Here is a 23,663-nt window from a genome sequence, read left to right as displayed (position 1 = left end):
TCGTGCGTCCCAGTCGCTTTCGCGCCGGTGTGATCGATAGCTTGGCCTGGGACGCGTTAAACGGAGGTGAGGCAAGCGTCCAGGTGGCATGAATCAGGGAGAACCCTGAGGTCGGCAAGCCGACAAGTGGGCGTAATGCCGGTTCTGGGGTGTTGTGGCGCATCGATAATGTTTGTGAAACGCCCCTGAGGAGGAAACGGTTCGATGGTCTTCAAGCGAATGATGCAGGCGCTCGGTGTGGGCGGCCCTTCGGTGGAGACGGTGTTGACCAACCCCAACTGCCGTCCCGGCGGGTTCCTCGAAGGTCAGGTGCATGTCCAGGGCGGCGACCACGCCGTCGATGTGGAATACCTCGCGGTCGGCCTGATCACCCGGGTGGAGGTCGAGAGCGGTGACAGTGAGTACAACACCGATCAGGAGTTCCACCGTCAGCGGCTGACCGGCTCGTTCCGGCTGGAGGCGGGCGCCCGGCATGACGTCCCGTTCCGCTTCGACGTGCCTTGGGAAACCCCGATCACCGAGGTGTACGGGCAGCATCTGCACGGCATGACGATGGGGTTGACGACCGAGCTCGAGGTGTCGCGGGCGGTCGACAAGTCGGACCTGGACGCCGTCGCGGTGCACCCGCTACCGGCTCAGGAGCGCATCCTCGAGGCTCTGCTGCGGCTGGGTTTCCGGTTCAGCCGGGCGGACGTCGAGCGCGGCCGGGTCTACGGGGTGGACCAGCAGCTGCCGTTCTACCAGGAGATCGAGTTCCACCCGCCGTCCGCGTACGCGAGTGGGATCAACCAGTTGGAGCTGACCTTCATCGCGACGCCGCAGCACCTCCAGGTCGTACTGGAGGTCGACAAGCGGGGCGGCTTCCTGACCGAGGGTCACGACGCGTTCGGCCGGTTCGACGTCGATTACGCGACCGTGGACCGCGTCGACTGGGCCGGCCAGCTCGACAACTGGTTGCGTCAGTCGGCGCAGCGCCGCGGGCTGTTCTTCTAGAGCTCCAGCAGCAGCGTGCGCGGGCCGACGTTCACGCTTTCGACAAACATGTGCGCCCGGAAGCGCCCGGTCTCGACCGTGGCGCCCCGGGCGCGCAGCGCTTCGACATAGGCCATGACCAGCGGTTCGGCGACCTCGGCCGGGGCGGCGGCGCTCCAGGTGGGGCGGCGGCCCTTGCGCGCGTCGCCGTAGAGGGTGAACTGGCTCACCACCAGGATCGCGGCGCCGAGGTCGGCGGCCGACTTCTCGTCGTCGAGGATGCGTACCTCGTGGGTCTTGCGGGCCAGTTCGGCCGCTTTCGCCGGGGTGTCGTCGTGGGTCACGCCGAGCAGCACCAGCAGCCCGTCCTCGATCTTGCCGATCACCTCGTCGTCGACGGTCACTCGGGCCCGGCTGACGGTCTGCACCAATGCACGCACGAACAGACTTTCGCACGCCCGAACCCAAACCGGAACTCACCAAGATCATCGCCTAGGGGTGGCCGGGCAGGCGGCGGCGGCCGGACGGCGGCGGGCAGGCGGCGGGCAGGCGGCGGCGGACAGGCGGCGGGCAGGCGGCGGGCAGGCGGCGGGCGGCGGGCGGGTCAGGGGATGCGAAGGCGGCGGGGGCCGGTGTCGGGACGGCGGGAAGGCGTGCCGATCTCGGTGGCGGCGTGCAGGACCGAAATGCCGTCGGGGCGGGCCAGCACCGGGTTGAGCATCAGCGACCTCAGGCGGGGATGGTCGTCGGCCAGCCGGCCCACGCGCAGGAGCAGGTCGATCAGGGCGCCGCGGTCCACCGGGGCGGAACCGCGGTAACCGTGCAGAAGTGGCGCCGCCCTCGGCTCGTCGACCAGGGCTTCGGCGGCCCGGTCGGTCAGTGGGGCGGCCCGCCAGGCCAGGTCGCCCAGCAGTTCGCTGGCCACGCCACCCAGCCCGAAGCCGACGACGGGGCCGAAAGCCGGGTCTTCGACGACCTCGACGGTGCAGGCCACGCCGGGCGCCACCATCGTCTGCACGAGCACATCCGGGCCGAAGTTGCGGGACAGGTCTTCGTAGGCGGCGGCGACATCGTCCTCGTCGGCCAGCGCCAGGCGTACGGCGCCCAGGTCGATCCGGTGGCGCAGGGCACCGCCGGCGGCCTTCAGGGCCACGGGATAGCCGAGCTCGGCGGCGGCGGTGAGCGCGGCCGGCAGTGCGGTGCACAGGGTCGACGGCACGACGGCGATGCCGTAGGCGGCGAGCAGCGACGCGGGCGGCCCGTCGACCGAGGCGGCGGACGGGTCGACGTCGGACAACAGCGGTACGACGCCGGGCGGGCGGCGCAGCCAGTCGGCGTACGTGGCGACCCGCCCCAGGGCCCGCACCGCTTCCTCGACGGACGGATAGGACGGGACCCGCGACGGCAGGTTGCCGAGCAGGAACGTGGCCACGGTCGGCTTCTCCCCCGCCAGCGCCACGCTGGCCAGGGCCGCCGCGAAGTCGGCGTCCTCGTCCGGCAGCTGGCCCGGCAGCGGCGGCGCGAACACGGCGACCAGGGCGTCGACCGAGTCGTCGACGGCCGCGTCGGCCAGGGCGTCGGCGAAGTCGTGAGCACCCGCCTGCGGGCTGATGTCGTGCGGATAGCCGGCCGCCACGACGAGTCCGTTGGCCCGGCAGGCGGACACCGCCAGCTGGGACAGCGCCGAGGAGTTGCCGACGACGGCGACGCGCCGGCCGCCCGGCAGCGGCTGGTGGGCGAGCAGCAGCCCGACGTCGAACATCTCCTGCACGGTGTCGACGCGGATGACGCCGGAACGGGCGAACAGGGCGGTGACCGCGTGGGCGTCCGGGCCCGGCAGGTCGCCGTCGAGTCCGGCGGGGCGGGTGGCCGAGGCGACGGCGACGACGGGCTTCACCCGGGACATCCGCCGGGCGAGACGGGCGAACTTGCGCGGGTTGCCGAAGGACTCCAGGTAGAGCAGGACCACGTCGGTGCCGGGATCGTCGTACCAATATTGCAGCAGGTCGTTGCCGGAGACGTCGGCCCGGTTGCCGGCCGACACGAAGCTCGACAGGCCGAGCCCACGCCGGTCGGCCTCGGCCAGCAGCGCGACCCCCAGCGCGCCGCTCTGGCTGAAGAACCCGACCCGGCCGGCGCCCGGCAGTCGAGGCGCGAGCGTCGCGTTGAGGCGTACCAAAGTATTGGCGATGCCCATGCTGTTGGGCCCCACCACGCGCAACCCGGCAGCATGAGCGCTCTCGACCAGACGCCGCTGAGCGGCGGCGCCCTTCGCGCCGATCTCGGCGAACCCCGCCGAAACCACCACCACCCCGCCGGCCCCGCTGGCCGCGGCGTCGGCGATGGCGTCGGGCACGCTGCGCGGCGGCACCGCGATCAGCGCGAGATCGACGACCTGCCCGGCGGCGGCCGCCGATTTGTACGCGGGCAGGCCGGCCACCCGTTTCGCGCGCGGGTTGACCGCGATGATCTCCCCGTCGTAACCGCCGTCGCGCAGATGGCCGAGCATCGCCGCGCCGATGCCCTGCCCGCTCGCGCTGGCACCGTAGACCGCAACCGCGCGGGGCGCGAGGAGCCGGGCGATCGACTTCGCCTCGGTGCTGCGCTCGCGGAATTCCTGCACCTCACGGGACTTCTCGGTGGGCGCGATCGGGAATTCGAGATGCACCACGCCGTCGGCGTAGCGGCGCTGCACCAGATAGCCGAAGTCGCTGAAGACGCGCAGCATGCCGCCGTTCTCGGGCAGTACCTCGGCGACGAACCGGGTGATGCCGTTCTCCTGGGCCGCCGAGGCGAGGTGTTCGAGCAGCACCGAACCGATCCCGCGACCCTGGTGGGCGTCCTCGACGACGAACGCGACCTCGGCCTCGGGCGAGTCGGCGCCGAGGCGTTCGTAACGCCCGACGGCGGTGATGTCGCGCCCGCTGACGATGACGAACGCTTCCCGGTCGTGGTGATCGACGTTGACGAACCGGGCGAGATCGCGCTCCGGGATGCGCGGATAGGGCGAGAAGTAGCGAAGGTAGCGGGTGCGGTCGCTCATCCGGGAGTGGAACTCCACGATCAGCGGCGCGTCCTCGGGGCGGATCTGCCGGAGGTGGACGGCGGTGCCGTCGGAGAGCAGAACGTCGGCGTCTTTCGGCACGTCGCGCTCCTCCTAGTCACGAGGGTGGGGCGGGCTGGTCGCGGGGTCGGGCGGGCTGGTCGCGAGGATCTGGCGGCCTAGTCGCGGGGGTCGTGCGGGTCGAGGCCGTGCAGCGGGAACACGGCCACGCGGGTGGCGAGGATGGCGCGGTCGACGGCGTCCGCGGCGGTGCCCGGCTCCCACGCCTTGACCACCGGTTCGGCGCCGTCGGTCATCACTTCCGGGACGACCGCGCGGGGGCGGCGCTGAGCGGCCAGGGCCCGCCAGCCGGCCGGTACGGGGGTGGCCGGGTCGAGCGGTTCCCCGGTGGCGATCGCGAGCAGGTGCGTCCACGCCCGGGGCACCACCTCGACCAGGGCGTAGCCCCCGCCGCCGAGCAGCACCCAACGGCCGTCGCAGAGCTCGTCGGCGAGGTCGCGCATGGCGAGATAGGCGGCCCGCTGGCCGTCGACCGACAACCGCAGATCGGCGAGCGGGTCGAGGCGGTGCGCGTCGGCGCCGCACTGGCTGATGATGATCTCGGGACCGAACGCCCGGAGCACCGACGGGACGATCGCGTGGAAGGCGCGCAGCCAGGCCGCGTCGTCGGTGCCGGGCGGCAGGGCCACGTTGACGGCGCTGCCGGCCGCGTCGGGGCCGCCGGTCTCGTCGGCGAAGCCGGTGCCGGGGAACAGCGCGAGCGGCGTCTCGTGCAGGCTTACCGTGAGCACCCGCGGGTCGTTCCAGAAGGCGGCCTGGACGCCGTCGCCGTGGTGCACGTCGACGTCCACATAGGCCACCCGCCGGGCACCCTGGTCGAGGAGCCGGGCGATGGCCACCGCCGGGTCGTTGTAGACGCAGAACCCGGCCGCTCGGGACGCCATCGCGTGGTGCAGACCGCCGGAGACGTTCACCGCCCGCCGCGTCGTACCGTGCCAGACGGCCTCGGCCGCCGCGATGCTGGCGCCGCAGATCCGTGCCGATGCCTCGTGCATCCCGTCGAAGACGGGATTGTCCTCCGTGTTCAGACCCCAGCCCCGGAAGAACGGATCGGTCGGGGCGAGCCGGACGGCGTCGAGATAATCGGCCCGGTGGACCCGCAGCAGATCCGCCTCGGCGGCCGGTTCGGGGGTTACCATCTGCACGCCCGGCCTGTCCAGGATGCCGAGTTCGCGGGCCAATGCGATGGTCAGTTCCACCCGCACCGGATTGAGCGGGTGATCACCCATGTCGTAGTCGAGCAGGGCTTGGTCCCACACCACGGCGGTCGTCCGGTCAGCCATGCCGTCATGCTGCCACGGCACGGCTGGGCGCAAAGCCGCCGAACCCTTGTAACGAGGTAATATCCCTGCTGGGAGGGCCGCACCTTGAATGATCTTGTCGACACTACCGAGATGTATCTCAGGACCATCCTCGAACTCGAGGAGGAGGGCGTCCCGCCGCTGCGGGCTCGCATCGCCGAGCGCCTGCACCAGAGCGGTCCGACGGTCAGTCAGACCGTTGCACGGATGGAACGTGACGGGCTCCTCACGGTTGAGGGCGACCGTCACCTCGTGCTGACCCCGGCCGGCCGGGTGGCCGCCGTCGGAGTCATGCGTAAGCACCGGTTGGCCGAGCTTCTTCTGGTGAACGTCATCGGACTGCCTTACGAGGAGGCCCACGAGGAGGCCTGCCGCTGGGAGCACGTGATGAGCGACTCGGTCGAGCGGAAGGTCTACGAGCTGCTCAACCGGCCGACCCGCTCGCCGTACGGTAATCCGATTCCCGGCCTCGACAAGCTGGGAGCGCCGGATGAGGAGGAGAGCATCCTCGCCGGCGCGGGCGAGCGCAACCTCGCGTTCCCGGGCCTGTCCGGCAGCGTGGTGGTGAGCCGCATCTGCGAGAGCGTGCAGACCAATGCCGACGTGCTGCGCCAGTTGCACGCGGCCGGCATCGACCCGGGCACGACGGTCACGGTGGCGCAGGAGCGCGACGCGGTGACCATCGACCGCTCGGGCGACAAGATCCGCCTGCCGCGCGAGGTCGCCTCACGGGTCTTCGTCGCGGCCCACTGACTCACGGCCCACTGACTCACGGCCCACTGAAGTCACGGCGTACTGAAGTCACGGCGTCAGCCGGCGGTGGTGTCCATCGCCTTGGCGAGCTCGAGCAGTTTGGTGTTCATGGCCGGCACGTCGGCGGCCGCGGCGGTCTTGGCGAAGGTGAAGCGCAGCGTCTGCAGCTGCTTCGCCTCGCTGAGCCAGCCGATCTCGACGACCGGTCCGTGCGCCCCGGCGGCGGCGGTGTTGAGCCGGTAACCGGCCTTGCCGAGCCCTTTGATCGCGGTGGCCTTGGCCGGCTTGAGATCCGAGTCGAACAGCTTCGCGTCGGCCTGCGTGCTCTCCACCACGCTCAGCGTCAGGTCGGGGTAGTCGGCGGCGACGGTCTGCACCACGCAGGTCGAGGTGTCGTCGACCTGGCCGGACGCGGCGACCTCGAACTTCACGCCGATCTTGGCCGCGATGAACGGGTAGTCCCAGAGGATGCAGGCGCCACCGGCGGAGGCGGCGGGCTGGTCGGCGGCGTCGACCGGGGGCAGCGCCGCATCCGCGGACGATCTGTCCTTCTGATCGCAGCCGGCCACGGCAAGCAAGAGGAGAGCGACGGCGGCGGCACGCGAACGCACGGAGGATCCTCCCGACGGGTCGGGAAGAACCGTACTTTGCCCGGCGATGCCACGAAAGGCCGCTTCCGGCATCATTCGGACACTCACCGTTACTTGACATCAAGTGTCAAGTAGACCCAGGATCAGTACCGTGGATCTCGTCGGGCAAATCGTGCGCCTGCTCGACGTCCGCCTGCTCGACCCGCTCGAGGTGTTGCTCGAGGGCGACGACTCGGTGGACGCCCTGCGGCGCCTCGTCGCGCTGCGAGCTCGCCGCTGGGCCGACACGCTGCGTGACGGCACCGACCACGAGGCCACGCTCGCCGCCGCCCGCCTGATCGCCACGCTCTACCCGGGCGACCGCGCCTTCGACCCGCCCCCCGAATGGTGGGCCACCCCGCTCGGCCAGGTCATCGCCGTGCGGGCCGGGCATCCGTGGTCCGAGTCGGTCACCTACGCCACCGCCGGCGCCATGCTCGGCATCACCCGCCAGGGCGTGCACGACCTGGTGCGGCGCGGCCGCCTGCCGCGCCACCCCGACGGCGGCGTGCCGTCGTCGGCCATCCGCGACCGCCTGCGGGCCCGCGACACCCGAGGAGAACCATGATCAACGATCGACTGATAGACGCCGGGGAACTGCCGATCGCGATCCGCGACTTCGGCGGCGACCAGCCCCCGCTGCTGCTCCTGCACGGCGCCGGCGGCAACCTCGCCCAGCTCACCGTGCTGGCCCGGGCCCTGCGCCCGCACCACCGGGTGATCACCATGGACCTGCGCGGGCACGGCCGTTCCGGCGACGGCCAGTGGACGTGGGACGCGGGCCTGGCCGACCTGGCCGCGGTCTGCGCGCACCTCGACCTGGAGCGGCCCGCGGTGGTGGGCCACTCGTTCGGCGGCATGCTGGCGGCACTGTGGGGTCAGCGACACCCGGAGACCCCGGGCGTGGTCAGCCTCGACGGCAACCCGCCGCCCACGCGGCCGGCCCAGCTGCCCGGCCTCGACCCGGAGAAGGCGCAGGCCGAACTGGCCCGGCTGCACGCGGTCTTCGACCAGATGGAGGCGATGGCCGGTCAGGTCATCCCGCCCGACCAACTGCCCGGCATCCTCGAGAACCAGCGGCAGACGGCCCGCGACCTGGGCGCCAACGAGAAGGTCTGGATCGAGGGCGTCCGCCGCAACCTGAAGCAGGAGCACGGCGAGACCTCGATGCGCCCCTCCGCGGCCGCCACGACCCAGATGCGCGAGCTCATGAACGAGCTGGACCTGGGTCCGGTCTACGCCTCGACGACCTGCCCCGAACTGCTCGTGCTGGCCACCCGCGACCTGCCCCAACAGGAGCCGTTCGCCGACCTCTACGCGGCCCACCGGCGTTACGTCGTCGAGCAGGCGAAGGCCGCCGCCCACCCGCGGTACCTCCAGCTCGCCGGCGCCTCGCACGCCATGGTCGCCGAACAACCCGACGTGCTCGCCGGCCTGATCACCGACTTCCTGACGGCCCACCGCTGAAACCACCGAACCTCAACCGCAACCACCGATTCGAGTACGCGCTACCCAGGTCCCGCCGAGCAGTCCCAGCCGAGTGCGACACCGGGCCGTGCGCCCGCTGCGGCCCGGACCCGGGCACTGCGCCCACCCGCGAGCGCAGGCGGGCTTGCGGTAGCAGCAGCGGCTTGCGGTGGCCGAGTCGGCGCGCCGGGTGGGGCGGGTCAGCGGGGCTCGTCGTCGATTACCGGGGCGGGTAGCGGGCGGGCGGCGCCGGAGGCGAACAGGCCGATCGCCAGGGCGGCCAGGACGCACAGGATCGCGTTGAGGACGCCGAAATGCTGGGCCAGGACGCCGATCAGCGGTGGGCCGGCCAGGAAGGCGCCGTAGCCGATCGAGCCGGCCACCGAGACCCGGATCGCGGCTCGGGCCGGGTCGTCCGCGGCCGCGCTCATCCCGATCGGGAAGCCGAGCGACGAACCGGCGCCCCACAGCAGGCCGCCGAGCAGGGCGACCGGCACCCCGATGCCGGAGATGACGAGGAGCACGCCGACGAGGCCGGCGACGACCGTGGTCCGCAGCACCGCCACCCGGCCCCAGCGTTCGATGGCGTAGCCGCCGAAGAGGCGGGACAGCGTCATCGCGATGACGAACGAGCCGTACCCTATGGCGGCGACCGTCTCGCCGGTGCCGTAACCGTCGACGAGGCTGATCGCGAGCCAGTCGTTCGCGGTGCCCTCGGCGAACCCGAATCCGAGCATGATCAGACCGATCAGGACGGTACGGGGTTCGCGCCACGCCTGGGCGACGCTGACCCCGTCGGAACGGCTCGGGTCGTGGACCTCGTGCGGCCGGAAACGCCGTACCGTCGGAAAGGTGACCGCGGCCGCGAGGAACGCGGTGAGATAGAGCTGCGACCAGATCGGCAGGCCGCCGGCCGCCGCCAGGGCGCTCAGGCCGGCGCCGAGCACCGTGCCCAGGCTGAAGCCGGCATGGAAGCGCGGCATGATCGTGCGGCCGAGGCGGCGCTCGACGTCGGCCCCCTCGACGTTCATGGCGACGTCCCAGGAGCTGTTGCCGGCCCCGACGAGCACCAGGCCGACGGCGGCGATCGCGACGTCGCCGGTCAGGGTGCCGGTGCCCAGGCCGATCAGGCCGACCACCATCGAACTGCTGCTGATCATGATGGTGCGCGCCGGGCCGAGGCGCTGCACCAGCGGGCCGGCCAGCGGGATGGTGAGGATCGCGGCGGCCGAGATGCAGAGCAACAACAACCCGAAGCCGGCGGCGGAGAGATGCAGTTCGTCGCGGACGGTGGGGGCGCGGCCCAGCCAGCCGGCGAAAGCGAGTCCGTTTGTCGCGAAGGTGGCGGCCACCGCGACTTTGGCCCGGTCGAGGTCGGTGGTGGTCGTCACCGGCTCAACTTACTCGTTAAAGCTCAGACTTTTGAAACCCACAGCAAATCCGGAGATCGGTCAACTAGGCGACTAGCAGGCAGAACGCGGGTTTCCGGCAGCCAGGTGTCGCCCTTTCGCCCATTTGCGTGGTGATTAGTGCGAATAGCTGAAGCACTATAGCGCCGCTTTCCTGGGCTGTCATTTGGCCGCTCGTGGGATTTGTTGGCACGCCGAGTCGATATCGCCGGAGGCCCCCGCCGCGATCTCCTTTCCGCGAGGAAAGACTGCCTGGGGGGAAAATGGGATCGTGGTCCCGCGCCGCGGCTACCGCGGTGTTGTGTGTGGCTGCCGGCACCGCAGTGGCGCTGCACGCACAGACGCCGAGCGCGTCGAGCGCCGTCGGGTCGGATGAGCACTCCAAACATGTGATGCCACGGGCCGTGCCGGTGGCCGTGACCACCGCCGCACCGCTGCCGCGCACCGGCTGGACGGTCGCCGCCGACACCGCCACGTCCGGGTTCGAGGCCGCCAAGGCACTCGACGACAACACGGCCACGGCGTGGAAGAGCACCGACACCGCGATGCCGCACACCATCACGATCGACACCAAGAACCGGGTGGCACTCAGCGGCCTCACCTACCTGCCGGCGACCGGCACGAACGGCCGGATCGGGCAGTACCGGGTGCAGGTCAGCGACAACGGGACGACCTGGAGCGCGAACATCGCCACCGGCACGTTCGCCGACACCGCCACCGCCAAGACCGTCACGATCAACACGGTGATCACCCGGTACGTCCGGCTCACCGCGGTCACCGAGGCCGGCAACCGGGTCAAGTGGGCGACCGCGGCCGAGATCAACCTGCTCGGCGGCACCGACCCGGCGCTACCGCGCACCGGCTGGACGGTCGCCGCCGACAGCCAGGAGACGGCCGGCGAGGACGCCAAGGCGGCCAACGCGATCGACGGCAACACCGGCACCATCTGGCACACCCAGTGGCAGGGCGGCGAGCCGGCCCTGCCGCACACGTTCACGATCGACATGCACTCGGTGAACCTGGTCTCCGGACTGTCCTACCTGACCCGCCAGGACGGGTCGCTCAACGGCGACATCGGTCAATATCGCATCGAGACCAGCATGGACGGCACGGCCTGGTCGCCGCGGGTCACGACCGGGGCGTTCACCGACGTCGCCACGGCGCAGACCACCACGTTCGGTTCGGAGCTGGCCCGGTACGTACGCCTCACCGCACTCACCGAAGCCGGCCGCCGCGGTCCCTGGACCTCGGCCGCCGAGATCAACCTGCTCGGCCGGCCCGACCCGCGCCTGACCCGCACCGGCTGGACCGCGACCGCCGACTCGCAGGAAACCGTCGGGGAGGACGGCCGGGCGGCCAACGCGCTCGACGGCGACCCCGACACCCTCTGGCACACGGTGTGGAGCGACGCGAACGCGCCGGGCCTGCCGCACACCTACACGATCGACATGAAGTCGAACCAACTCGTCGGCGGTCTGTCCTACCTGCCCCGGCAGGACTCCTCGCTCAACGGCCTGATCGGGCAGTACCGGATCCAGACGTCGACCGACAACGCGACGTGGACCGACCGGGTCACCGCCCAGTCGTTCGCCACCACCTCCACCGCCATGCAGACCGTCGTCTTCCCCTCGACCACCGCGCGCTATCTGCGGATCACCGTGACGAGCAGCAGCAGCGGACCGTGGTCGACCGCCGCCGAGTTCTACGTGCTCGGCCCCAGCGGCTCGGTCGTCGCCGGCCGCGGCACGTGGAGCGCCCCGGTCGGCTTCCCGCTGATCCCGGTCGCGGCCGCGGTGCTGCCCAACGGCAAGGTGCTCACCTGGTCGGCGTCCTGGAACGACGACTACGTCGGCGGCACCGGGCGCACCCTGACCGCCACGTACGACCCGGCCACCGGCGTGGTCACCCAGCGCGAGGTCACCGAGACCGGGCACGACATGTTCTGCCCCGGCATCTCCGTGCTGCCGGACGGCCGGATCATGGTCACCGGCGGCAACGACGCGGCGGTCACCAGCATCTACAACCCGGGCACCGACGCCTGGACGAACGGGCCGGACATGACCACGCCGCGCGGCTACCAGTCGAGCGTCACCCTCGGCGACGGGCGGGTCTTCACCATCGGCGGCTCGTGGAGCGGCGGCACCGGCGGCTACAACGCCAACCGCAAGAACGGCGAGGTGTGGTCGGCCACCGCCGGCTGGACGTCACTGCCCGGCGCCGACGTGGTGCCGATGCTGACCGCCGACCCGAGCGGCAACGGCGATTACCGCAAGGACAACCACGCCTGGCTCATCGCGTGGAGCGGTAACAAGGTGCTGCAGGCCGGCCCGAGCAAGCAGATGAACTGGTACACGATCAGCGGGCAGGGTTCGGTCGCCGGAGCCGGCACGCGCGGTGACGACGGCGACGCCATGAACGGCAACGCGGTCATGTACGACACCGGCAAGATCCTGACCGTCGGCGGGGCGCCCAGCTACGACGACTCGAACGCCACCGCCAACGCGTACGTGCTGACCATCAACGGCACCACCGTGACCACCAAGAAGGTCGGCTCGATGGCGAACACCCGGGCCTTCCAGAACAGTGTGGTGCTGCCGGACGGCAAGGTTCTGGTGGTCGGTGGCGAGAACTTCGCGGTGCCGTTCTCCGACAACACGGCTGTCATGAACGCCGAACTCTGGGACCCGGCCACCGAGACGTTCACGACCATGGCCACGCAGGCGGTGCCACGTACGTACCACAGCATCGCTCTTCTCCTGCCCGACGCCCGCGTGCTCAGCGCCGGCGGCGGTCTGTGCGGAGCCACCTGCGACACCAACCACTTCGACGGGCAGATCTTCACCCCGCCCTACCTGCTGACCGCGGAGGGGACGGCGGCCACCCGGCCGACGATCACCACTGCTCCCACCACGGCCGCCAACGGGGCGACGATCAATGTGAAGACCGGGTCGGCGGTCACCGCCTTCTCGATCGTGCGGATGGGCACGGCCACCCACTCCGTCGACACCGACCAGCGACGGTTGTCACTGGTCCCGACGGCGGCCAACGGTGGCTACAACCTGACGATCCCGGCCGACAAGGGCATCGCGGTGCCGGGCTACTGGATGCTGTTCGCCCTGGATGCCAAGGGTGTACCGAGCGTCGCGAAGATCATCAAGATCGGCTGAGAGCTCGGCGGGGCGTCGACCGGGTCAGCCGGTCGGCGCCTCGTCCAGCAGGCCGAGTTCGGCCGCACGGAGGACGAACGAGGCGGCGTTGCGCGCTGCCGTCAGGTGGAAGTCATCGGTCTTCCCGAAGCCCCAGTCACAGATCGCCTTGACGACGATCCAGTCGACCTTCGCGTGCGCCGCCGCGGCGTACACCCCGGCGCCCTCCATCTCGCCACCGACCGCCTCGGGTTGCTGAGCCACCAGTTCGTCGCGCAGTGACCGCGAGTTGACAAGCGTGCTCGCCGAGAGCATCGGACCGAAGTGCACGGTGGGCGGCCGGGTCCAGCTGTGCTGCACGGCCCGGAACCGGCTGAGCAGGGCTACCGACGGAGTCACGTAGTCGCCTCGCACACGGACGGTTCGCGGCCCGGTCGGCGCGGGTGTGTCCCGGATCAACGCGGGGGTCTCGGCGCCGGAACGCGGGACCGGAGTGTCTGCCGGCTCGGTCTCCTTCCGGTGCTCGATCGCCCGTAACTGGGTGCAGACCAGGATGTCGCCGAGTTCCTGGCTCTCCGGTTTGAGCCCGTAACAGATGCCGACAAGCAGGAAGAAGTCCAGGTCGAGCTTGCCGACCAGGGCGGCAGCGGAAATGGCCGCCGCGCCGGGACCGACCGCGCCCGGCTCCACCTGGACGAGCATCAGCTGGGTGGCACTCACGGTTCCGAGCTGCCAGACGACCTCGCTGTCGTGCACCGTCATCTCCGGCGAGCTGCCGGTCACCGCCGCGGCCGCGGCCAGAACCGCGTCCCGTTCCTCGGTGGTGGCCACCATGATGAGGGCGCGGGTGCGGTCGTTGAGCGCCTTCGCCCGGCGCGCCGCGGCCGACAGCACGGCATACCGCGCCCGGGTGTACTGCCGCAGGGCAGCGACGGCGACGAAGACGCCGACCAGCGACATCACGCTCACCAGCCAGCCGATGACCCAGGCGGGCCGGCTGGTGAGGGCGAGACCGGACGGGTCGGTGAGCAGCAGCCGTTGGGCGAGCCACCGGACGGCCGCCCCGTAGGTGACCGGATGGCCGGCGCACGTGGCCCCGCACTCGGCGCTCTCCCACCGCGGCACCATCGCCGCCAGCACGGCGACGACCAGCACCTCACCGGCGAGATACCAGAACAGGAAACCGCCACGATCGAAGACCCGCGACGGTGGACGGCGGGCGGCGAAGTCCGAGGTGCGCACCGTGTACGCCCGACCGGGGCCGGCGAAGCGGGAACGGTCGGACCAGGCACTCACCGCCTCCCGCGCCCGCTCCGTGGTCGTGCCGCTTCGTAACCAGACGAGTTGTTCGGTCACCGCGGCCTTGGTCACTCGCACGCCGAGATCGGCCGCCACCTCCTCGACATCGGTGGTGAGGAGGAGCTCCAATCGGTGCTGCACCCGCCGGAGCAGATGCTGCGGCGAGCCGGCGTCGACGTGATGGCAAAGCACGATGGTCCAGTGGATCCCGGGCAACAGCTGTGCGGCGATCTCGTCCTCCCGCGCCGCCGCCCGGCCGGCGCCACGGAGCAGACCCACCATGCCGCGTACGAGACCGGAGCCGAGCATGACCGCCACGTAGCCGAGCACCGCCAGCGCGAGCAGCAGCCCGGGCCAGGCGAAGGCGGCGAATCCGGCGGCAACGAGCGCCGCGGCGACGCCCGCCAGCCCGAGCAGCACTGTGGTCGGAACGGCCAGGACCGCGACATCCCAGTGCCGCACCAGCAGGCGGAGAAAGGCCGTTCGGGGGCCGCCGGTCGCCGGCTTTCTCGGCCGGTCACCGGGTGGCTGCAGAAGAGCGAGCGAATCCGGACCACGCCAGACGAGGGTGCCGTCGGCGGCGGAGACGTACAGCAGCAGGCTCAACGGTCCTCGACCGCGAGTGATGCCCAGGGGCCCGCGCGGCCGGATCGTCGCAACGGCTTCGGCCGCGTATTCAGCCTGCCGGATCGACACGGCGGCCGCTCGACACTCGGCCCACGTGGGCTGCGAGCCGGACGTGGCCGTACGCCCGCCGCGGCTACCGCCCGTCACGGATCAGCAACCCGGCACAGGACACCGCTTCCTCCTTGCCGGAGACGCGTTGGTGAGGCCGGCTGACGAGTCGCTCGACGGCCTTCCGGCTCATCCCAGAACGGAAGCTTGAGTTTATCGCGGCCCTGATCGCGACGAGCGTCTCGCGTAGGTCCATGCCGGCTCGGCCCGAGAGACGTGAACCGATGCCCTCGCTCTTGCTCACCGGGTGGTCGGCCAGGTTGGGTCGGTGGATGGCGCTACCTGGCGTGCCGCGATCGGCCGGCACTTCGAGCCCGCTCCGGGGCGCGACTGCTCGACCTCGGATGCGGCACCGGCAGCTGGGCGCGGGCCTTTCGCACCTGGTGGCCGGGCGTCGAGGTGCTGGCGGTCGAGACGTCGGCAGCGATGCGGGAGCGGGCGATGTTCCAGCCGGTCTTGGCCGGCGCGGCCGACGACATCCCGCTCCCGGACACAAGCCTCGACGGGGTCTGGCTCTCCACCGTGATCCACCACGTCCCCGACCTGGAGCCGCCGCCCGCGAGATCCGGCGGGTGCTGAGGCCGGGCGCACCGGTGCTGATCCGCTCCGCGTTCGCCGGCCGGCGCGAAGCGATCAACCTGTTCCGCTTCTTCCCGGAAGCCGTCGCCGTGCTGGACCGCTACCCGAGCATCCCCGGCGTCAAGGCGGCGTTCGCCGCGGCCGGCTTCACGCCGACCGGCTGCGAACCGGTCCCGCAGGTGACCGCTCCGTCAGTGGCCGATGCCGCCGCCGCTCTGCGACGCGAGGCGCGTACGCCCCTGCAGTTGATAAGCGATGAAGCCCATGCGGCGGGCGTAGTCCGTCTGCGGGAAGCCGCACGAACCTAGTCCGGACCGGGGATCGACGCCCTCGACCTGCTGGTGCTGCGGCAAGGAAAAGTCCCCCGGACGGCAACGTCCGGGGGACTTTCCTAACTGGTCACCGGCTGACTAGCTGCAGCCCGAGGTCGAGCCGCAGCCCTCGCACACGTAGCAGCTGCCGGCGCGGCGCATCTTGGTGCCGCAGGTGAAGCACAGCGGCGCGTCAGCGGCGTGGCCCATCTTGACCTCCAGCAGTTCGGTCGACGAGCCGATGCTCACCGGCACCTGCTTGTCGACGTCGACCGGGGTGGACGCCGCGCCCACCGGGGCGGAGACCGGGGCCGAGGCGGCCATGCCGGCCAAGTCGGCCAGTTCCGCCGAGGCGGCCGCGGCGTCGGCGGCCGCTTCCGCCTGCACCTGGGCGGCCCGCTCCTTCGCCGTGAAGATGCCCAGCTCGGCACGGGTCTCGTAGGGCAGGAAGTCGAGCGCCAGGCGACGGAAGATGTAGTCCATCACCGACGCGGCCATCCGCACGTCCGGGTCGTCGGTCATACCGGCCGGCTCGAAGCGCATGTTGGTGAACTTGCTGATGTAGGTCTCCAGCGGCACGCCGTACTGCAGGCCGATCGAGATCGCCACCGAGAACGCGTCCATGACGCCGGCCAGGGTGGAACCCTGCTTCGACATCTTCAGGAAGACCTCGCCGAGGCCGTCGTCGGGGTAGGACGACGCGGTGAGGTAGCCCTCGGCGCCACCGACCGAGAACGACACCGTCTCCGACGGGCGCTTCTTCGGCAGGCGCTTGCGGACCGGGCGGTACTCGACGACCTTCTCCACGACCTTCTCGGCCTCGGCCACGGGGGCCGGCGCCGCGGGCTTCTTCTTGCCGGCCGCGGACAGCGGCTGGCCGACCTTGCAGTTGTCGCGGTAGATCGCGAGCGCCTTCAGGCCGAGCTTCCATCCCTGGTAGTGGATGTTCTCGATCTCCTCGACGGTCGCCGTCTCCGGCATGTTGACCGTCTTGGAGATGGCACCCGAGATGAACGGCTGCACGGCCGCCATCATCCGCACGTGACCCATCGGGGCGATCGCGCGCTCGCCCATGGCGCAGTCGAACACCGCGTAGTGCTCCGGCTTGAGACCAGGGGCGTCGACGACGTTGCCGTGGTCGGCGATGTGCTCGACGATCGCCTCGACCTGCTCCTCGGGGTAGCCGAGGCTGCGCAGCGCCCGCGGGACCGTCTGGTTGACGATCTGCATGGAACCGCCGCCGACCAGCTTCTTGAACTTCACGAGGGCCAGGTCGGGCTCGATGCCGGTGGTGTCGCAGTCCATCATCAGGCCGATGGTGCCGGTCGGGGCGAGCACCGACGCCTGGGCGTTGCGCCAGCCGTTCTTCGCGCCGATCGACAGACCCGCCTGCCACTGCTTGGTGGCCTCGCGGACCAGTTCGATGGCGACCGAGTTGGTGGTCTTGATCTCGTCGTTCGCGGCGGAGTGCTTGCGCATGACCCGCTTGTGCGCGTCGGCGTTGCGGGCGTAACCCTCGTAGGGGCCGACCACACCGGCGATCTCGGCCGAGCGACGGTAGGCGGTGCCGGTCATCAGCGAGGTGATGGCGGCGGCGACCCCGCGGCCACCCTCCGAGTCGTACGGCAGGCCGGACGCCATCAGCAGGGCGCCGATGTTGGCGTAGCCGATGCCGAGCTGGCGGTAGGCACGGGTGGTGGCGCCGATCCGCTCGGTCGGGAAGTCGGCGAACGAGATCGAGATCTCCATCGCGGTGATGATGAACTCGACGCTCTTGACGAACTTCTCCACCTCGAAGCCACCGTCGGCCTTGAGGAACTTCATCAGGTTGAGCGAGGCCAGGTTGCAGGACGAGTCGTCCAGCGACATGTACTCCGAGCAGGGGTTGGACGCGGTGATCCGGCCCGTCTCGGGGTTGGTGTGCCAGTCGTTGATCGTGTCGTCGTACTGCATGCCCGGGTCGGCGCACTCCCACGCGGCCTTGGCGATGTCGCGGAACAGCTTCTTGGCGTCGACGCGCTCGATCTCCGAGCCGTCCAGCCGGCTGCGGAGGGCGAAGTCGGTGCCGTCCTCGTACGCCCGCATGAACTCGTCGGAGACGCGTACCGAGTTGTTGGCGTTCTGGTATTGCACCGAGACGATGTCGGATCCGCCGAGGTCCATGTCGAAGCCGGCGTCCCGCAGGGCGCGGATCTTGTCTTCCTCGCGCGCCTTGGTGGTGACGAACTCCTCGATGTCGGGGTGGTCGACGTCGAGGATGACCATCTTGGCGGCGCGGCGGGTGGCGCCGCCCGACTTGATGGTGCCCGCGCTGGCGTCGGCGCCGCGCATGAAGCTCACCGGTCCGCTGGCGGTCCCCCCGGACGACAGCAGTTCCTTCGACGAGCGGATGCGGGACAGGTTGACCCCGGAGCCGGAGCCGCCCTTGAAGATCAGCCCCTCCTCCTTGTACCAGTCCAGGATGGAGTCCATCGAGTCGTCGACCGACAGGATGAAGCAGGCGCTGACCTGCTGCGGCGACTTGGTGCCGACGTTGAACCAGACCGGCGAGTTGAAGCTGAACACCTGGTGCAGCAGCATCCAGGTCAACTCGTGGTCGAACAGCTCGGCGTCGGCCTGGGTGGCGAAGTAGCCGTACTTCTCGCCGGCCGCCCGGTAGGTCGAGACGACCCGATCGATGAGCTGCTTGAGCGACCACTCCCGCTCCGGGGTGCCGACCGCACCGCGGAAGTACTTGGTCGTCACGATGTTCGCCGCGTTCACGCTCCAGGACGCGGGGAACTCGACGTTCTTCTGCTCGAAGTTGATCGAGCCGTCCCGCCAGTTCGTCATGACGACGTCGCGGCGCTGCCACTCGACCTCGTCGTACGGGTGGACACCGTCGGTCGTCCACACCCGCTCGATCCGCAGCCCCCCGGTCGGCGCGCTGCCGTTCGCACGGCTGCGCTGCTTCCCTGCTGTGATGCCGTCCCCGGCCATACTGCTCCCCCTCGTCGAAACTGCTCGTCTTTACGCCTGCTGCTTGGCTTCGCGCAGCGCGTCGATCTCCTTCTGGAACTCGTCGAGCGAGTCGAAGGACTTATAGACGCTGGCGAACCGGAGATAAGCCACCTGGTCGAGATCGCGCAGCGGGACGAGGATCGCGAGACCCACCTCATGGCTGGGGATCTCTGCCGCACCCTTGGCCCGGATCGTCTCCTCGACCTTCTGCGCGAGCAGGGCGATCGAGTCCTCGTCGACGGGCCGGCCCTGGCAGGCCTTGCGGACCCCGCTCATGATCTTCGTCCGGCTGAAGGGCTCCGTGACGCCGCTGCGCTTGACAACGGCGAGGACCGCCTCCTCGACCGTGGTGAACCGCTTGCCGCACTCGGGGCACGAGCGCCGGCGACGGATCAGAGCACCGTCCTCGGCCTCACGCGAGTCGACCACGCGCGAATCGGCATGGCGACAGTACGGGCAGCGCACCGCGATCTCCTTCCGGAACCCTCTCCCATGGTCCTCCGGGCACGCCGAAAAGCGACGTCGCGAAGGTAACAACCAGCGCGCCGCCGTCAACAGCCTGTGGAGAGAACGGGGAGGGAAACCCCAACCTGTGGATGACTTACACCCTTGTAACTACTAGATGTTGGGGTAGACGCTAGGCCCATGCGGACGCGGAAGCAAGCCAAGAACGTGCCGACGCGCCGTATTTTCCGCCTCGTCACGTGCGGTGTACCGGCGACTACATACGGCGGCTCTTCGTCACGATCGGGGCAAGATCAAAACCTGCCCGGGCACCAGATCGTAGCCGTCCAGATGGTTCAGCCGACGCAGTTCGGCGACGGCCACCTGACCGTCACCCCCGGGCCGCGCGCGACTCGCGATGTCCCACAACGTGTCGCCGGTGCGCACGGTCAACGTGGGGGACGCGCCGGCCGGCTCCACGGACGCCCGCGAGGCGGTGGTGAACAACACGGCGCTGGCGAGCGAGGCCACCAGCGCGAGGAGGACCAGCACCACGGCCCGTCCACGGCGAGTCAGTCGCAGCGGCGGATCAACCCGCCGAACGTCGTGCGCCACCATGTCGATCCCCTCAAGATCGCCGTTAGGACACTCGTTCGATCGAACGCCCGTACGACGGTCTATCAGAACACGCGTACGGAAGTCGAGCACTTCTGAGCGACACGCCGACAGAAAGTCGTACAGATGTTTGAATATGTCGCACCCCGCGCTTAGGGTTTCCCGTCAAGAGGGGTCAACCGGGCATCCGCCATCCCCACGGTGTTTGTCCGGTTCCGCGAGCGCACCACGTGCCGAGAGGCACTGGCCGACAGGAAGGGCGGACGTGTCGACCGACGACCGGACCAGCCGGCAACAACAGATCACCCAGCGCCGCACACCGGCGAGGTCCCGCGCCGAAGGCGCACCCAAGCTGCGCGCCGTCACCCCCGTGGTCAGCCACTTCCCCGACCTGGTGACCGCCGACCTCACCGCCCGCCAGCGGCGCATCCTCGAGTTCATCCGCGGCTGGGTGGAGCGTTACGGCTACCCGCCGAGCGTCCGCGAGATCGGCGAGGCGGTCGGCCTGGTCTCCCCGTCCAGCGTCGCCTACCAGCTGAAAGCGTTGGAGCAGAAGGGTTTCCTGCGCCGCGACCCCAACCGCCCCCGAGCCGTCGACGTGCGCGCCCCCAGCGACATGGTCGACGACGTGGCACTGCGCAACGCCCGCCCCCAGCCGGCCTACGTCCCGCTGGTCGGCCGCATCGCCGCGGGCGGCCCGATCCTGGCCGAGCAGGCGGTCGAGGAGTTCTTCCCGCTGCCGCGCGAACTGGTCGGCGAGGGCGACGTCTTCATGCTCGAGGTCAAGGGCGACTCGATGATCGACGCCGCCATCTGCAACGGCGACTGGGTAGTGGTCCGCCAACAGCCCAACGCCGACGCCGGCGACATAGTGGCCGCCATGATCGACGGCGAGGCCACCGTCAAGAGCTACCGCCAGCGCGACGGCCACGTCTGGCTCATGCCCGCCAACCCGGCCTTCGACCCCATCCCCGGCGACAACGCCACGATCATGGGCCGAGTGGTCGCCGTCCTGCGCCGCGTGTAAAAACCCCGAACTATATAAATACGGGCGACACCAGTCCCCCACCCAGCGCCCAGCCAGCCGGTGCCCCAGGCCGTCGCGACCACCGGCCCGGCCGTTGGCCAAGCACACCCCGAGAGGCCGGTCCCCCCAGGACCGGCCTCTTCGCTCATCCCTGACCCACGCCGCCACCACAGCCCGAGCCGGGCCTCCCTCGATCACCCAGCCGAGATCACCGCCGCCCTCGTTGCGCCACCGCCCTCGCTGTGCCGCCGCCACCCCGCTGTGCCACCGCGCTGCCCTCGCTGCGTCGCTGCCCTCGCCGCCGCTGCCGCTGTGCTGCCCTCGCTGCGCCGCCACTGCCCCGCCGCCGTGCCGCCGCCACTGCTCCTCGCTGCGCCGCCGCCGATGCTGGCGTCGCTACCGCTGCCACTGCCGCCCTCGCTGCGCGGCCGCAGCCGCTATGCCGCCGCCACTGGGCCGCCTCCGCCGTGCCGCCCCCGGATGTGCTGCCGCGCGCGCTGCCGCGGCCGCCCGCACTGCCGCATGGACGCAGGCCACCCTCGGGCGCGGCCATCCGCAGTGGAACCGCCTGGCCGCATCCGATCGCGGTGGGACCGCCTGCCGGAGCACAGCCGCGCGGGCTGCACCGAGACGCTGCTCAGTCGGCGCAGCGCGAAATGCCGCACGGGCTGGTGGTCAGCGGCGGTAGCCGGGGTTGTCGAAGCGTTCCTCGGGGCGGAAACCGCGGTCGTCGCCGCCTCGCTGGGGTGGGCGGCCCTGGCCGGTGCCGGGTTGGCCGTAGACACCGCGACCCTGGCCCTGGCGGGGATTGCCGCCCTGCGGCGGGCGCGGGCCCTGGCCGCCCTGGCCGCCGCCTTGGCCCTGGGGGCCGGCTGGGCGCTGGGGGCGCTGGCCCTGCGGACCGCGTGGTGGCTGTCCATGTTGCTGGCTGCCGCCGCCGGCACCGCCACTGCCACCAGTGCCACCGCCGCCGTAGACCGGGCCGCTGCGGCCGCCGGGCTGCTGTTGCGGTCCGCGCGGAGGTTGGCCCTGCTGGCCGCGTGCGGGCTGACCCTGTGGGTTACGCGGGGGCTGACCCTGTGGGCCACGCGGGGGCTGACCCTGCTGGCCGCGCGCGGGCTGGCCCTGCGGGTTGCGAGCAGGCTGACCCTGCGCGGGCTGACCCTGGGGGCCGCGCGGGGGCTGACCCTGGGGGCCGCGCGGGGGCTGACTCTGCGGATTGCGAGCGGGCTGACCCTGCGGGGGCTGACCCTGCGGACCACGCGGCGGTTGACCCTGCGGACCACGCGGGGGCTGACCCTGCGGACCACGCGGGGGCTGACCCTGCGGACCACGCGGGGGCTGACCCTGCTGGCCCCGCGCCGGTTGGCCCTGCGGGTTGCGAGCGGGCTGACCCTGCGGACCACGCGCGGGTTGGCCCTGCGGGCGCGGAGGCTGGCCCTGTGGACCGCGCCCCGGTTGGCCCTGCGGCGGGCGGCCGCCGCCGGGAGCCGCGGCGGGAGCGGCACCGGCGGAGACGGAGGCAGCAGCACCAGCGCCGCCGGCTCCGTAGACGGGGCCGCTGCGCTGGGCGTTGTTGTTGCCGTAAACGCCGGCGCCGCTGCTGGGGGCGGCTGGGCCGGAGCGGGCGCCGCCGTAGACGCCGCGCTGCTGGGCGCCGCCGACGCCGATCAGTTCGGTCTCGGGATCGGCATCGGAGTCGGTCTTCTCCGGCGGGTCGTCGTCGGACCAGGCGGGGGACGACTTGGTGCGCTTGCGGTGCTTGGTGATGCCGAAGATGCCGGCGCCGACCAGGATGAGGCCGAGGATGCCGACGGCGCCCACCGCCCACGTGATCTGGTCGAGGGTGATGTCCGCGTACCAGGCCGTGCCGGTGCCGCCGCCGGAGCCGCCGGACGCCTTCTTCAGCTCGGTCACCGTGGTGGCCGGCGTGTATTTCAGGATGCTGGTGGCCGCGTCGTCGGCGCCGTTCATGTCGGAGACCGTGTAGAACAGTGTGCCGTCGGGGCTGTAGGTGATCGCCTCGCCGAGGGTCTCGTCGGGCAGTGCGGTGGTGCGCGGCTTGCTCTTCGTGATCGTGCCCAGCACGTCGCCGTTGGTGACGTCCCACTCGAGCGCGTCGGTGTAGGTGCGTAGCACGACCTTCTTGCCGCCGAGCGCGACGGCGCCGCCGTCGATGGTTTTGTTGCCGATGCGCGCGTACGGGTTTCCGGACGTCTCGGTCGCGTTGACGGTGAGCTCGCCCACCTTTTTCAGCGGGATCCCGGTGTCGTTGTCCGCCTTGAGGGCCGCCGTCGGCTGGTAGATGACGGCTGCCCGGCCGATCTCCTTGGTGATGATCAGCGGAATGTTGTCCCCGGTGAGCAGCAGCGCCTCGGCGTCGTGGTGGTCGTTGTCGGGATAGGACACCCGATGGATGACCGGCTTCTTCGACCCGTCGACCGGCATGGTCCAGAGCGCCAGGCTGGGACGGGTGCTGGACTTGTCGTAGTTGTTGTCGCCGATGTCGGCGATCCACAGCGTCCTGCCGTCCGGCGAGAGGATCAGGTCTTCGGGGTCGAACGGGCCCTTGCCGCTGTATGCCACCTCATCGACGACCTTGCACTTGGTGTCGAGGAAGAAGACCTTTTTGTGGGCGTCGTTCGTCGTGCTGTCGTTGACGACGACGAATCCGCTCTTGGTAGCGACGATCCCGGACATCTCGTCCAGCTTCTTGTCGGTCACCTTGCAGACGGCCTTGCCCGCGGTCGCTTTGACGCTGACCGTGGGGTTCGGATCGTCCGCGAACGCGCTGGACGGACCAGCCATCACCAGCCCTATGGCCGCAATAGCCGGAAACACGAGACGCCGCA

General features: G+C 70.7%; 16 protein-coding genes and 1 pseudogene. 7 read left to right on the top strand and 10 right to left on the bottom strand.

Features of this window, described 5'->3' with window-relative positions; translation table 11 throughout:
- Positions 1–204 precede the first annotated feature (204 nt).
- Positions 205–993 carry a sporulation protein gene (locus Afe05nite_RS05600; protein ID WP_203815883.1) on the top strand — a complete coding sequence of 263 codons (789 nt, stop codon included), beginning with the start codon at positions 205–207 and terminating at the stop codon, positions 991–993.
- Here the strand turns inward: Afe05nite_RS05600 and dtd are convergent.
- The 3 genes from dtd to Afe05nite_RS05585 form a co-directional block, all read right to left on the bottom strand.
- Positions 990–1,412 carry a D-aminoacyl-tRNA deacylase gene (gene dtd, locus Afe05nite_RS05595; protein ID WP_203815882.1) on the bottom strand — a complete coding sequence of 141 codons (423 nt, stop codon included), beginning with the start codon at positions 1,410–1,412 and terminating at the stop codon, positions 990–992. The two genes, Afe05nite_RS05600 and dtd, sit on opposite strands and share 4 nt — an antisense overlap.
- 164 nt (positions 1,413–1,576) lie before the next feature.
- Positions 1,577–4,117: a bifunctional acetate--CoA ligase family protein/GNAT family N-acetyltransferase gene (locus Afe05nite_RS05590; RefSeq protein ID WP_203815881.1), complete on the bottom strand. Its 2,541-nt coding sequence runs from the start codon at positions 4,115–4,117 to the stop codon at positions 1,577–1,579.
- A 77-nt stretch (positions 4,118–4,194) separates the two neighbouring features.
- Entirely contained in the window at positions 4,195–5,379 is a 1,185-nt protein-coding gene (locus tag Afe05nite_RS05585; protein ID WP_203815880.1) for an acetoin utilization protein AcuC, read from the bottom strand.
- 84 nt (positions 5,380–5,463) lie between these two features.
- Here Afe05nite_RS05585 and Afe05nite_RS05580 point away from each other — a divergent pair, with 84 nt between their 5' ends.
- The gene (locus Afe05nite_RS05580) at positions 5,464–6,150 is read left to right on the top strand and encodes an iron-dependent transcriptional repressor DtxR (protein ID WP_203815879.1); all 687 of its coding nucleotides are present in this window, start codon (positions 5,464–5,466) and stop codon (positions 6,148–6,150) included.
- A gap of 56 nt (positions 6,151–6,206) precedes the next feature.
- On the opposite strand, the gene Afe05nite_RS05575 is transcribed toward Afe05nite_RS05580, so the two are convergent.
- On the bottom strand, positions 6,207–6,761 hold the full coding sequence (locus tag Afe05nite_RS05575) for a hypothetical protein (RefSeq protein ID WP_203815878.1): 555 nt from the start codon (positions 6,759–6,761) through the stop codon (positions 6,207–6,209).
- A 130-nt stretch (positions 6,762–6,891) separates the two neighbouring features.
- On the opposite strand from Afe05nite_RS05575, the gene Afe05nite_RS05570 reads away from it, so the two are divergent.
- Together Afe05nite_RS05570 and Afe05nite_RS05565 are read left to right on the top strand one after the other, a co-directional pair.
- The gene (locus tag Afe05nite_RS05570) at positions 6,892–7,347 is read left to right on the top strand and encodes a hypothetical protein (protein ID WP_203815877.1); all 456 of its coding nucleotides are present in this window, start codon (positions 6,892–6,894) and stop codon (positions 7,345–7,347) included.
- Positions 7,344–8,246, top strand: a complete 903-nt coding sequence (locus Afe05nite_RS05565; RefSeq protein WP_203815876.1) for an alpha/beta fold hydrolase — start codon at positions 7,344–7,346, stop codon at positions 8,244–8,246. Before Afe05nite_RS05570 ends, Afe05nite_RS05565 begins: the two co-directional genes overlap by 4 nt.
- A 200-nt stretch (positions 8,247–8,446) precedes the next feature.
- Here Afe05nite_RS05565 and Afe05nite_RS05560 read toward each other — a convergent pair whose 3' ends face one another.
- Positions 8,447–9,637, bottom strand: coding sequence for an MFS transporter (locus Afe05nite_RS05560; RefSeq protein WP_203815875.1), 1,191 nt, complete (start codon positions 9,635–9,637; stop codon positions 8,447–8,449).
- Positions 9,638–10,047: 410 nt separating this feature from the next.
- Here Afe05nite_RS05560 and Afe05nite_RS05555 point away from each other — a divergent pair, with 410 nt between their 5' ends.
- Entirely contained in the window at positions 10,048–12,822 is a 2,775-nt protein-coding gene (locus Afe05nite_RS05555) for a galactose oxidase family protein (protein WP_239117578.1), read from the top strand.
- A gap of 24 nt (positions 12,823–12,846) precedes the next feature.
- Here Afe05nite_RS05555 and Afe05nite_RS05550 read toward each other — a convergent pair whose 3' ends face one another.
- On the bottom strand, positions 12,847–14,706 hold the full coding sequence (locus Afe05nite_RS05550; protein WP_203815873.1) for a 5'-methylthioadenosine/S-adenosylhomocysteine nucleosidase family protein: 1,860 nt from the start codon (positions 14,704–14,706) through the stop codon (positions 12,847–12,849).
- A 376-nt stretch (positions 14,707–15,082) separates the two neighbouring features.
- Between Afe05nite_RS05550 and Afe05nite_RS05545 the strand changes: the two are divergent.
- A pseudogene (locus Afe05nite_RS05545) lies at positions 15,083–15,722 on the top strand (class I SAM-dependent methyltransferase).
- Between the two features lie 102 nt (positions 15,723–15,824).
- Here the strand turns inward: Afe05nite_RS05545 and Afe05nite_RS05540 are convergent.
- The 3 genes from Afe05nite_RS05540 to Afe05nite_RS05530 all read right to left on the bottom strand — a co-directional run bounded on the left by Afe05nite_RS05540 (position 15,825) and on the right by Afe05nite_RS05530 (position 19,787).
- Entirely contained in the window at positions 15,825–18,704 is a 2,880-nt protein-coding gene (locus Afe05nite_RS05540) for a vitamin B12-dependent ribonucleotide reductase (protein WP_203815872.1), read from the bottom strand.
- Between the two features lie 30 nt (positions 18,705–18,734).
- Positions 18,735–19,190: a transcriptional regulator NrdR gene (gene nrdR / locus Afe05nite_RS05535; RefSeq protein ID WP_203815871.1), complete on the bottom strand. Its 456-nt coding sequence runs from the start codon at positions 19,188–19,190 to the stop codon at positions 18,735–18,737.
- 276 nt (positions 19,191–19,466) lie between these two features.
- Entirely contained in the window at positions 19,467–19,787 is a 321-nt protein-coding gene (locus Afe05nite_RS05530; protein WP_239117577.1) for a LysM peptidoglycan-binding domain-containing protein, read from the bottom strand.
- 262 nt (positions 19,788–20,049) lie between these two features.
- Here Afe05nite_RS05530 and lexA point away from each other — a divergent pair, with 262 nt between their 5' ends.
- A complete protein-coding gene (gene lexA, locus Afe05nite_RS05525) occupies positions 20,050–20,811 on the top strand; it encodes a transcriptional repressor LexA (protein ID WP_203815870.1) in 762 nt (253 codons plus the stop codon).
- A gap of 675 nt (positions 20,812–21,486) precedes the next feature.
- Here the strand turns inward: lexA and Afe05nite_RS05520 are convergent.
- Positions 21,487–23,619 (bottom strand): hypothetical protein, encoded by a 2,133-nt coding sequence (locus tag Afe05nite_RS05520; protein WP_239117576.1) that lies wholly within the window; start codon positions 23,617–23,619, stop codon positions 21,487–21,489.
- Positions 23,620–23,663: the final 44 nt, after the last annotated feature.

Source organism: Paractinoplanes ferrugineus (assembly GCF_016862195.1).
Classification (GTDB): Bacteria; Actinomycetota; Actinomycetes; order Mycobacteriales; family Micromonosporaceae; genus Actinoplanes; species Actinoplanes ferrugineus.
Note: the sequence above shows the minus strand (reverse complement) of the source record. Positions and strands in the feature narration are given on the sequence as shown.

What these genes read in the sequence shown, in the direction of transcription:
- Afe05nite_RS05520 (WP_239117576.1), bottom strand. Translation starts at nt 23,619, where the DNA reads ATGGCTGGTCCGTCCAGCGCGTTCGCGGACGATCCGAACCCCACGGTC.
- Afe05nite_RS05530 (WP_239117577.1), bottom strand. Translation starts at nt 19,787, where the DNA reads ATGGTGGCGCACGACGTTCGGCGGGTTGATCCGCCGCTGCGACTGACT.
- Afe05nite_RS05540 (WP_203815872.1), bottom strand. Translation starts at nt 18,704, where the DNA reads ATGGCCGGGGACGGCATCACAGCAGGGAAGCAGCGCAGCCGTGCGAAC.
- Afe05nite_RS05585 (WP_203815880.1), bottom strand. Translation starts at nt 5,379, where the DNA reads ATGGCTGACCGGACGACCGCCGTGGTGTGGGACCAAGCCCTGCTCGAC.
- Afe05nite_RS05555 (WP_239117578.1), top strand. Translation starts at nt 10,048, where the DNA reads ATGCCACGGGCCGTGCCGGTGGCCGTGACCACCGCCGCACCGCTGCCG.
- Afe05nite_RS05600 (WP_203815883.1), top strand. Translation starts at nt 205, where the DNA reads ATGGTCTTCAAGCGAATGATGCAGGCGCTCGGTGTGGGCGGCCCTTCG.
- Afe05nite_RS05565 (WP_203815876.1), top strand. Translation starts at nt 7,344, where the DNA reads ATGATCAACGATCGACTGATAGACGCCGGGGAACTGCCGATCGCGATC.